We start from the raw sequence: 8,857 nt of genomic DNA, 5'->3' as shown, positions 1-8,857 counted from the left end.
AAACGAAAAAGTGGTAACCAAAGAAGACCATTGGTGACCGGAATCGAGGGGGAAACGAAAAAGTGGTAACCAATGAAGACCATTTGTGACCGGAATCGAGGGGGAAACGAAAAAGTGGTAACCAATGAAGGCTATTGGTGACCGAATTCGAGGGGAAAACGAAAAAGTGGTAACCAATGAAGGCTATTGGTGGCCGAAATCGAGGAAAAAACGAAAAAGTGGTCACCAGTCGACACACTTGGCGACGCACTTAGGAATTATCCAAAATTGAAATTATTTTAAAGTTTGTACTTCAATAAAAAACTACAATTCACTCGTAACAAGACCATTGTCCATAACCCATAGCTCTAAAATTACGTTTTAATATCTTTCGGATTGTTTTTTTTGATTCAATCACCCTACACCACTCCTGAACCAGATTAGTGGTAATTTTCCAATCTGGAAAAAGAAGTTTTAACTCCTCCACACTCCGTAAAACAGCAGATTCGACCTTCTCCTCACACCCACATTCATCACAAACTATATTCTTTTCTCCAACAGAAATCGAAAATGAGTGGCACATTGAACAGGTGATTCCCTTCTGCAGTTGATCATAGGCATATGGGGGTAACTGGGGATATGGTGATTCAATTTGATGCATCGCAACTAGTTTGTCAGCAAGCTTTATGTGTCTCCCAGTTAGCGTGGATGGCATACTGTCTAATTTTTTCAAAAAACGATTAATCTGTGTCGGAAAGATAATAGGCATGTTTTGAGGTGTTTGATATAGGGTAAACTCGGGGTTGATAAAAACCACCCATGGCTCAATAGGTAATTTGAAATCATGATATTGGAGCATTTGGCGAAGCAGGGATTCACATCGTTTTAATTGGTCTAGCGGATTCTTAATTTCTGATTTAGATTTCGAGTAGAAATTCCCTGATTCGTAATAAAAATCGCCTTCATAATTTTTTACATCGAAAAGGGATATGGTTTCCTGAGATATAATGAGGGTATCAATTTGGAACTTTGAGTTGTTAACCTCAAGCAATAAATCGTTTAATATCAAACAATCAGTCTGAAGCTTTTTGGTCAATAAATCAAACATCACTTCCCCTTCAAAGCCCTTTTCAAGATTTAAATAGTACTGCTTATCTTTTGACGATAATTCCATTCGAGTGTTTAAAAATCTAAAAAGCTTTAATTTTAATGATTCAGTCCGAGGCTTTTTAAACATATTCCACTCCCTTTCATAACTCTAAGTTAATTTTACAAAAAGATTCTTACTCAGTAGACTAAATGTATGTACATTTTTTAACATTTCTTGACAAATATCCAAACTATTTATAGAAAATAAATTGGAATCTATGATAATCTTATTAATAGAATACAAGATATACGATTGAGAGGAGAAACGCATGAAAAATAAAGTAATTGGTAGTTTCTTAATGTTTGTATTATTACTCGGGATTTTTAATGGCACATCATTGAAACAGGCAGAGGCGGCCGAACAACCGAATATGATTGTAACTTCGATCAAGCTACCGGTCTATCGGAATTTCGAAGAGCTTTCAGACCATCAAATTCATTTAAGTCCAAGTTATACGCGGTATGCCGAATTATCCTATAACGACAAAGTAACCATTCTAAGCGAAAAAGACTATGCAGCAAAAATTCGCATGGAAGATGGACGAGAAGGCTGGGTGCATAGAGCCTACTTGAACAGTGATATCAAAAATCAAACCTGGCTTGTAAAAAAGGAAAGGAATCTTCGGCATACCTCAGATGGGTCTGAGACTCCGTTCGATAAAATTCCTGACAATTCGAAGGTTTATGTCCTAGAGGTAACCCCTGATACCAAATATTACAAAATTGAAACCGTAGATGAACCCAAGAAACAGGGCTGGATTTACAACTGGTATCTTGAAAAAGAACAGTTTATGTCCATTACCGGCGGCAGCAATGTCATCCCATTTGAATTTGGAAAAAAAGGAACGACCACAAATAGTATTTCTATTTTCACACCCTTGAACACAAATGCTAACGTAACGGCTAATGCCATTAACCAGTTCATTAACTACAAAACAAAATGGACAAATACGTTAATGACAGGAATGGGGTCTTCCTATATTGAAGCCCAAAACCAAACAGGATTAAATGCAATTTATCTTGTAGCACATTCAGGATTAGAGACACGTTGGGGTACTTCGGGGATTGTCGCAAATAAATATAATTACTATGGGATCAATGCAAATGATCTTCAACCTCTAACTGATGCCTATAATTATTTTTCAAAAAGCAGCGGAATTGTTGCTGGGGCGATATTTATCAATCAAACGTATGTAAATAGGGATACATTAATGAAGAATTCCTTAGACCCCTATCAACAGCCGACCCTTGATAATATGAGATTTAATTCCACCTATCATCAATACTCATCCGATGAGGCATGGGCAAGCAAAATCGCTCAAATTGCCAAGGAATTTACCGCTTTCACCGCAAATACAGGATGGAAAAACTTAGAGGGTAAATGGTACTATTACAATCAAGATTGGACCCTTAAAACGGGCTGGCTGCAAGCGGGCGGCAAATGGTATTACCTCAACCAGTCTGGGGTTATGCAAACTGGCTGGTTGTATTCAGGAGGTAAGTGGTATTATCTCGATAATGGTGGTGTCATGAAGACTGGCTGGTTAAGCACGGGCGGCAAATGGTACTTTCTTGATGGAAATGGTGCCATGAAGACGGGCTGGGTTTCCACTAGGGGCAAGTGGTACTACATGAACAAAAGCGGTACGATGCAAACAGGCTGGGTATTGGTCAGCCGCAAGTGGTATTACCTATACAATGATGGTCATATGGCAGCCAACACAACTATTGGCAAGTACCGATTAGGAAAAAATGGTGCAATGATCTAATTAATCAAAAAGGAATCACCCTTATGAACAGCTCAGGGTGGTTCTTTTTCTATTTTAAAATAGTAATAAAGCAAGATGAGGCGGCCCGGGAGTCGAAAAACCACCTAGTATTTCACAGAAAATTCGACATGATTCACCACATATTAGTAACCTACTGATAAATTCAATAGTTTTAAAGTCACAAAAAAAGCAGGCTATTTTGCCTGTTTTTTCAACATTTTATTAAAAAAATCCAAAAAAAGTCGAAAAAGATCAATTTTTGAAACATTCCTGTAATACTATTAAAAAATAACTGTAAATTAAATTTAGTATCTTTTATGAGATACTAGTATTAACAAAAGAGAGAGAAGAAGAAACAAGGAGGTTATCATGAAAAAGCTAGTCATAAGTGGTTTACTATCATGTTCTTTACTCTTGAGCGGATTAATCGGTGGACATAAAACAGAAGCAGCATCAATGGGAGATACGGTTACGAATATAGCTCTTGATTATTTGGGTGTTCCGTATGTATGGGGAGGAACATCTCCAAATGGATTTGATTGTTCTGGGTTTACTAGTTATACATATAAGCAAGCGGGTGTTTCTTTGCCTCGGTCAGCAGCAGATCAATTTTCACAAGGACAAGCTGTTTCAAAAGGCAATTTAGTAAAAGGTGATTTAGTATTCTTTAGTACATATAAGGCTGGAGCTTCACATGTAGGAATTTCTTTAGGCGGTGACAAGTTCGTTCATGCATCGACTTCTACAGGTGTAAAAATTAGTTCTTTATCAGAAGCTTACTACACGAACACGTACATTGGCTCGAAGCGAATCGGTAACTACAATAACGGCTGGGTCCTATCCGGCGGTAATTGGTACTATTATAAAAATTCTGTAAAGCAAACGGGCTGGCTTAAAGATAATAGCCATTGGTACTACTTAGCGGAAACAGACGGTGCGATGAAAAAAGGCTGGTTGCTAGATGGAGATAATTGGTATTACTTAAACTCGAATGGTGCAATGCTCACGGGCTGGGTTTATTCAGGAGAGAAATGGTACTTCTTTTATAATGATGGAACAATGGCAAAAGATACAACAATCGGCGATTATGCATTGGATAGTAATGGTGCCTGGATTCAATAAGGAAATATGTTGAAAGCGAAACATTCATAACGGTTTCGCTTTTTATTTTGTCCTGTGAATCGAGCCATTAAATAGATTTCCATGCTATTGGCACCATTTCCTTAGCCAAGACATAACTTGGATGGTTGGTAGATTGCAATAGTAGGTCTAAGAAACTTTAACATTTACGTGAACTACAGAGCAAAAAGGCTGGAAATTCGACACCATTTGCGGCTCAGAGTTTCTTTTCATTCTTTTTTTTGTTACAATTAGTTGTAAAAATTTAATCGTCATTCATTGATGGGTAGATAATATCGGTCAAAGAATAATATAAGATTATTGTCATTTAAAGTATAGTTGGAAAGGAAGTTTCTTGATGAATAAAATTTGTGTCATTGGTCTTGGTTATATTGGTCTCCCAACATCTGTTATGTTTGCTAATAATGGCCTGCATGTTCATGGTGTGGACGTTAATGCTGCGGCCGTTGAAAAAATTCAACATAAACAGCTTCATATTGAAGAAAACGGACTACAAGAGCGGCTTAATGCTGCGATTGATAGTGGAAATTTAACGGTTTCAACTACTCCGGAAAAAGCAGACATCTTTATTATCGCGGTTCCATCACCAATCAACTCGGATAAAACCGCTGATATGAAATATGTTGAAGCGGCCACAAAGTCGATTGTACCTTATCTTGAAAAAGGCAACTTAGTCATTTTGGAGTCGACCGTTCCACCGCGTACTGTTGAGGATATTATGATTCCAATATTAAAAGAAAGTGGACTTGAAATAGGGACAGAATTGCTCGTTTCCCACTCACCTGAACGCGTTATTCCTGGGCGCGTCTTTGAAGAACTTGTTAATAATAGTCGGATCGTCGGCGGCATTAACGAAGAATCCTCAGAAAAAACGAGAGACCTTTACCGTGCCTTTGTTAAAGGGGAAATTTTCATAACGGATGCGACAACCGCTGAAATGGTTAAGGTTATTGAAAACACGTTCCGTGATGTGAACATTGCCTTTGCCAACGAGCTGGCACGAGTCAGTGAGAATATGGGTGTCAACGTGTGGGAGGCAATTAAGCTTGCCAACCATCACCCACGCGTCAATATTCACCTTCCAGGTCCGGGTGTTGGCGGTCACTGTATCGCAGTCGACCCATGGTTCCTCGTTGAGCAGGATCCAGAAAATGCAAAAATTATTCATCTTGCCCGTCAAACAAATGATTCGATGCCGCTTTATGTGGCTAATAAAGTTAAAGCCATTGCGGAACAGCATCAAATTAAAAATCCAAAAGTGGCTGTTTTAGGCTTGTCCTTTAAAGCTAACATTGATGATATGCGTGAAAGTCCATCTGTTGAGGTCGTTCACCATTTAAATGAGCTCAATCTTGAGCTAACTGCTTATGATCCACATATTCATGAAAAGAAATTACCTCAGCAATCACTAGAGCTGGAAGAAACATTGAAAAATGCGGATATTGTCCTCATTTTAACTGAGCACGACGAATTTAAGATTCTCGATCCAAAGCAGACGGCCAATCTTGTTCGTTCAAAAATTGTTCTCGATACAAAAAATTGCCTCCCGCGTGAAGCTTGGGTCAAAGAAGGTTTTGATCTACGAGTGTTAGGGGATTCTAAAAATAGTTAAATAAACAACTAACTGCGGCAAAAATGCTTTGCCACAGTTAGTTTCACGTGAGAAGCCTAAATGAAAATCAGGTGGGACATTATGAAAGAAAACTTTCTCGGCGTTGATGTTTGTAATTATGATTACGACCAGCTCGCCTCGTTATTAATGCAGGATATCGAACACAAGAAGAAATCGTTTATCGTGGCCATCAATCCGGAAAAAATCATGAAGGCACAAGAGGATGAGGCACTCAGAACGCTCTTGAATCGTGCCGATTACCAGATTCCAGATGGAATTGGCGTTATTTTAGCCTCGAAGCTAAAAGGCGGCCAGGTGAAAAGCCGTGTGACCGGGATTGATATGATGCTAAAGCTCTGCAAAACAGCTGCAGAGCAAGGGAAACGAATCTTTTTGTATGGTGGAAAGCCGGGAGTAGCCGATGCGGCGAAGACGGAACTTGAAAAACAAATCCCGGGTATCCAAATTGTCGGTACCTTACATGGTTATGAAAAAGATGAACAGGTAATCGTTGATACGATTAATCAGCATCAACCGGAGATTATGTTTGTTGCATTAGGAAGTCCAGCCCAGGAATATTGGATTGTCAATCACATGAATCAAGTGACTCCCTTTGTTTTTCAGGGGGTTGGCGGTTCCTATGATGTGATATCCGGCAATCTCAAACGAGCACCAGAAGTTTTCCAATCACTTGGCCTTGAATGGTTTTACCGATTGATGAAAGAGCCGTGGCGCTGGAAACGGCAGTTAATTTTGCCGAAATTCCTATTAAAAACGATGAAAAAATAACTCTTTACCTGGCCTTTCTCAAACACTAAAGGGAGAGGCTTTTATTACAGAAGATTTGAGGGAAGAATATGGCTATGGTTATTGATAATCTAATTAAACAATTGCGAGCGAGTAAATTCTACGGTCTTGCCAAAAATAATTCGATGTTAATAAAAGTAAAAAGAAAATATGACAAAGTCCAATATCAAAAACAGAAGGATATGGTCCATGTTCACGGCCTGCAAACCTTGAAACATATGAAGGAAGCCTTTGCGGAAATCGGTGAGGAATTCTGGCTTGATTACGGGACACTGCTCGGGGCAGTGCGGGAAAAGGATTTTATCGGCCATGATAAAGACCTTGATATTGGCTGCTTCGATTTTGACGACAAAAAGAAGGCTGAGCTCGTTAAGGTCCTTGCAAGAAAAGGCGTAAAGCTTTACAAGCAGTACGAAATGGACGGAAAGATTTTCGAGCAGGCGTTTCATTTTAACGGCTTACATATCGATGTCTTTTATTATTGGAATAAAAGCGAGGAAACCGTCTGGTGTTATTTCAGTGAGATAGGTACAAAAATGGAATTCGAAAATCGTCCAGACCATCAAATTGCCAAAGGTTATTTCACTTCCACTGTCACTTCTCATTTTTCCGGGTTAATGGATTATGAATTTAAAGGGGAGTCCTTCAAAATTCCAACAAACTATCACGAGTATTTGATCGATAACTACGGTCCATCCTATATGCAAATAAATGAAAACTGGGTTTCCGGGGAATCACCTGACAATATTGAGCGGATTGATAAGCCAGTTATTGTAAAGGAATATATATAAATTTTGATAAAGCCTAGCTCCAGCGTACAGGCGCTGGAGCTTTTCTGATTGGTGCTGTCTCCAAGTGACAGGACCTTACTTTTTGATTAAAGGATTGTTATTATGCAAAAATCGCTTGTAAAGAATGCTATTTATAAAATTACCTTAAACTTCTTTAATCTCATCGTTCCTGTTATCATTGGGGCATATGTTTATCAAACATTAGGTACTACTGCTATCGGCAGAGTAAAGACCGGGGAAACGATTTTTAACTACTTCTTTATTTTTGCTGCCTTTGGTATTTATCAATATGGACTGCGCGAGGTTAGCCGAATAAAAACGGATAAACAAAAGGTCAATCAGCTATTTACAAGCTTATTTACACTTAGCCTTTTGACTAACTTTGTGACTCTGTTTGCTTATTTGGCCGTTTCCTATTTTGGTTATGGCACCAAGGCTTTATTTCCGGTATTAATGGTTTATGCAACTAACTTTCTACTAAATATTTTCTTTGTCGAATGGGTCAATGAAGCCTATGAGGATTATGGGTTTATCACGATTAAGACGGTCATTGTTAAAATCATCTATGTGATTTTATTGCTCACGTTTGTAAAAAGCGCTGATAACTATCTGATCTTTATTGGTCTACTAGCCCTTTCAACGGGTTTGAATAATATTATCAGTTTTATTTATGTAAAAAGAAGAGTAAAACTAGATTTCTCTAACATTCAATTTGCTCCGCATCTTAAGCCGCTGCTTCTCGTGGTTATTTTTTCTAACGGAAACGTTCTGTATACCCAGCTTGACCGTTTTATGCTCGGGGAATTCGTCAGTGAAAAATCGGTATCATATTATACGATGGCTCAGCAAATTGCGACGATGATTAATGCCCTGATGCTTAGTATTATTCAGGTTACCATTCCAAGGCTATCGTATTTAATCGGTGAGGAAAACGACCAACAGTATTTAGATTTGCTTAAGAAAATCGCAAAAGTGTATTCAGCGCTTCTGTTTCCCGCTGCCATTGGGCTTTATGTCATCGCTGATATTGCGGTCATTCTATATGGTAAAGCGGAATATATCCCTGCTGGGCCGGTTTTATCCATTTTCGCTCTCTATATGATTACGATTGGTTTTGAATCCATTCTATCTAATCAAGTTATTTATATTAAAAAGAAAGAGAATATCCTGGTCCGGATGATTTTTATTTGTGGGATTGCCAACCTGGCATTGAATTCTCTCTGTCTATATTTTGGCGTACTGGATGCAAAAACAGCTATTCTCACAACTGCGGCTGCAAACCTGTTGCTAATTGCCTGTGAGTACATCTACATTCGAAAATATCTTAAAATACCCTTCCGGTTATTTTCATGGACGAATTTAAAATATCTCGTATTTTCGTTACCCTTTATTCCTGTATCGTGGGCGATTCGCTCGGTTTTTAGTGGCACGCTGCTGCTGTTTATCTTAATCGTAGTTGCCTGTGGCCTACTATATTTACTGCTCCTAATAACGACAAAGGACGAAATTGTGACCCTGTTTACTTCGAAGGTGAAGGGCAAGTTTTTGAAAAAGTAATCAACGGTTTTCGGGCTGCTAATTTTAAGCAGTCTTTTTGTAGTGTAAGAATT

General features: G+C 38.6%; 8 protein-coding genes. 7 read left to right on the top strand and 1 reads right to left on the bottom strand.

The genetic code is table 11. The features are described from left to right. Positions 1–124: 124 nt before the first annotated feature. A complete protein-coding gene (locus M5A78_RS20450; RefSeq protein ID WP_248737130.1) occupies positions 125–271 on the top strand; it encodes a hypothetical protein in 147 nt (48 codons plus the stop codon). A gap of 39 nt (positions 272–310) precedes the next feature. Here M5A78_RS20450 and M5A78_RS20445 read toward each other — a convergent pair whose 3' ends face one another. Then, positions 311–1,216, bottom strand: a complete 906-nt coding sequence (locus M5A78_RS20445; RefSeq protein ID WP_248737129.1) for a nuclease-related domain-containing protein — start codon at positions 1,214–1,216, stop codon at positions 311–313. A gap of 181 nt (positions 1,217–1,397) precedes the next feature. On the opposite strand from M5A78_RS20445, the gene M5A78_RS20440 reads away from it, so the two are divergent. The 6 genes from M5A78_RS20440 (at position 1,398) to M5A78_RS20415 (ending at position 8,804) form a co-directional block, all read left to right on the top strand. Continuing rightward, entirely contained in the window at positions 1,398–2,897 is a 1,500-nt protein-coding gene (locus M5A78_RS20440) for a glucosaminidase domain-containing protein (RefSeq protein WP_248737128.1), read from the top strand. A gap of 369 nt (positions 2,898–3,266) precedes the next feature. Continuing rightward, positions 3,267–4,019: a C40 family peptidase gene (locus M5A78_RS20435; RefSeq protein ID WP_248737127.1), complete on the top strand. Its 753-nt coding sequence runs from the start codon at positions 3,267–3,269 to the stop codon at positions 4,017–4,019. Between the two features lie 352 nt (positions 4,020–4,371). Then, positions 4,372–5,649, top strand: a complete 1,278-nt coding sequence (locus M5A78_RS20430) for a nucleotide sugar dehydrogenase (protein ID WP_248737126.1) — start codon at positions 4,372–4,374, stop codon at positions 5,647–5,649. Positions 5,650–5,730: 81 nt separating this feature from the next. After that, entirely contained in the window at positions 5,731–6,438 is a 708-nt protein-coding gene (locus M5A78_RS20425) for a WecB/TagA/CpsF family glycosyltransferase (protein ID WP_248737125.1), read from the top strand. A 68-nt stretch (positions 6,439–6,506) separates the two neighbouring features. Then, positions 6,507–7,247 carry a LicD family protein gene (locus M5A78_RS20420; protein WP_248737124.1) on the top strand — a complete coding sequence of 247 codons (741 nt, stop codon included), beginning with the start codon at positions 6,507–6,509 and terminating at the stop codon, positions 7,245–7,247. Between the two features lie 102 nt (positions 7,248–7,349). Then, positions 7,350–8,804, top strand: a complete 1,455-nt coding sequence (locus M5A78_RS20415; protein WP_248737123.1) for an oligosaccharide flippase family protein — start codon at positions 7,350–7,352, stop codon at positions 8,802–8,804. Positions 8,805–8,857 lie beyond the last annotated feature (53 nt).

It is taken from the genome of Neobacillus rhizosphaerae (genome assembly GCF_937468385.1).
GTDB classification, from domain to species: Bacteria; Bacillota; Bacilli; order Bacillales; family Cytobacillaceae; genus Neobacillus; species Neobacillus rhizosphaerae.
This window is presented reverse-complemented; position numbering and strand designations above follow the sequence as displayed.